3 protein-coding genes and 1 pseudogene are annotated in these 2391 nt (G+C 55.3%); 3 read left to right on the plus strand and 1 reads right to left on the minus strand.

The annotated features are described in order from the left end of the window. Nucleotides 1-13 precede the first annotated feature (13 nt). Together AC1DVH_RS29620 and AC1DVH_RS29625 are read left to right on the plus strand one after the other, a co-directional pair. Nucleotides 14-334, plus strand: a complete 321-nt coding sequence (locus AC1DVH_RS29620; RefSeq protein ID WP_477756784.1) for an isochorismate lyase — start codon at nucleotides 14-16, stop codon at nucleotides 332-334. 142 nt (nucleotides 335-476) lie between these two features. Then, complete coding sequence (locus AC1DVH_RS29625) at nucleotides 477-965, plus strand: GNAT family N-acetyltransferase (protein WP_477756782.1); 489 nt, start codon at nucleotides 477-479, stop codon at nucleotides 963-965. A gap of 123 nt (nucleotides 966-1088) precedes the next feature. Here AC1DVH_RS29625 and AC1DVH_RS29630 read toward each other — a convergent pair whose 3' ends face one another. Beyond that, the gene (locus tag AC1DVH_RS29630) at nucleotides 1089-1958 is read right to left on the minus strand and encodes an AraC family transcriptional regulator (RefSeq protein ID WP_477756783.1); all 870 of its coding nucleotides are present in this window, start codon (nucleotides 1956-1958) and stop codon (nucleotides 1089-1091) included. Nucleotides 1959-2181: 223 nt separating this feature from the next. Here AC1DVH_RS29630 and AC1DVH_RS29635 point away from each other — a divergent pair. Further along, nucleotides 2182-2391: pseudogene (locus AC1DVH_RS29635) on the plus strand (site-specific integrase); the annotation flags it as partial.

A 2391-nucleotide genomic window follows, 5' to 3' on the forward strand; every position in this document is an offset into this window, starting at 1 on the left:
CGGAGTCACCTACATGGACGTCATCAATCAGTTGCAACCCGAAGAGTGTGCAGGCATGGAGGATATTCGACGCGAAATCGATGCCCTTGATCAGGTTGTTATCAAGCTGTTGGGCAAGCGTTTTCACTATGTACTGGCTGCCTCGAAGTACAAGACCTCAGCAACTTCGGTGCGTGCTCCGGAGCGTTTCAAGGCCATGTTGGAGACACGACGCGAGTGGGCCGAGGCTGAGGGCCTGAGCCCGGATGCAATCGAGAAGATGTACAGTGACCTGGTGAACCACTTCATTGCAGAAGAGATGAAACACTGGGCGGCTCATCAATCCAACACCTGACTCTAGTGTCCGCCATGGGGCGTCAACCGCCCTTCATGTCTGCTGTAATCGGCCATTTGCGGGCATGCCATTGCTTTCCATCACCCTGCGCTAGCCTTGGGACTCAGCTAAAGTACCGATTCATGGAGCTTAGAGACGAGCAATGAAACTGAACCACAGGCCAGTGAAGGCTAGCGACGTTAAAATGATCTGCGGCTTTCCTCAGAACGCTCAAGAGTTGTTTTTCATGTTTCCAAAGGCGCACTTCCCGCTAACGGAAACGCAGTTGATTACCGCGATCTCCCAACGCTTTGACTCTACCGTCGTGGAGATCAATGGGACTGTCGTTGGGTTTGCAAATTTCTATCGAGCTGAACGCAATGGCGTTTGCTGTATCGGCAATGTCATCGTCTCGCCGAGCGCTCGGGGTGAAGGAGTGGCCACGTTCATCGTAGAGACGATGACCGGCTTGGCATTCGAGCGTTACGGAGCCAACGAGGTGCAGATTTCCTGTTTCAACGAAAACACCGGAGGGCTGCTGCTCTACCCCAAGCTTGGGTTTGTGCCTTATGCAATTGAGGAGCGACCTTCTTTGGGAAACGGCCGATCGGCCCTCATACACATGACGCGCAGCAGAATCTCGACAGGTTGAATACGCGGTCGATTGTTACCCTGGAAGACAGGCAGAGATCGGCCAATAGCTGCCCCTTGGCGAGAGGCAGATTACAACGATGAACTCAACGACGATCGTTTCAAACCAGCAGCGACCTGTCCGCTATTGCAAAGGCACATAAATATCGGTCTGCCATTGATCCTGCGGTGTCTCGGGGGAAATGCTCAGATAATCGAAGAACAGCGGCTGGTCTCGAAGCTCCTCGCCGCTGGTAGGGAGCCAGTCGCGATAGATCGGATAGATCGATTCGCCGATGTGATCCGTCGAGCCCACGTGACGCACCACGACGCAGCGCCCGCCGGGGATAACCCTCTCGGTTACGCCGAACTCATTCGCTGCTACCGCCTCGTGAATCTCGCCGCAGATTGCAAACCGGAACGCTTCGGCCGGGGTCGTATCGGGGTTACCGAAAGGAATACCAAAGCTGCGACTTGATGCCACCGGCGACTGTCCGCTCTGCATGCGCCATTCGATAAATTTACGCACGCTCTCATTAATGAGCCCGGGCGCTCCGCAATGCTCCAATGCTGCAACCCTGACTTCGCGAAACTCCACAATTCGTATCTGCATGATGATGCTCCTGGAAAAATGAGGGATGGTGAACACCGCACTCCAGACCTGCCAATTCGGTTGCTTCCTGAATGCACTCGGCGTCATACCGAACGCCCGCCTGAACGCTCTGGAAAATGCTTCGGGGCTTTCGAAACCCGCACCGAAAGCGGCGTCCAGCACCGAGTAATTCGCGAGGGAAGACAAGCAATGCGCCGCGCGTCGTAGTCGCATCAGTTGTACATAACGTGAAACAGGCACGCCCACGAACGCGGTGAATTGTCGATGGAAGTGACACGCCGAAAAATTCGCGACTTGGCTCAACGTCTTCACGGACAAGTCACCTTCGAGATTGGCGTCGATGTAGGCGAGTACCAGGTCGAAGCGTTTTGTGTAGGCGGCGTTGCTCAGCAAGTCAGACACTGGATGGAGGCTCCGGGAAATACGGTAGGCAATAGAGTCGACTATACCGGCGTGCCCGCGCCTAGCCGTGTTTGCTCAGGTCGCGTTTGAATTGCCTGTTCGACGTGGCCGCCTTGGATGCACCGTCTTGAAGGCTACCGGGCGGTTCATCTGAGCCTCCGATTGTAAATCCTGTGCGACCGCCAGCTTCACGCCCTGAGGAAGTCAGTCAACCAGAATCGAGGTTCTGGAGGCCTGGATTCATCAGGCCCACCTCCGTGGTGAGGAGTTCTTGTTTCCGACCCGGTTGCATGGCTCAGATCATCTCTCCACCGGGCAATACGCTCGAATAGTCAAAGCGTGGGTGACAGCCATTGGCCTTGACCCAACCATGTACGGTACCCACACGCTACGGCGAACCAAGGCATCGTTGATCTATCGCAGGACGAAGAAC

Source organism: Pseudomonas sp. P4_C3, from assembly GCF_056402075.1.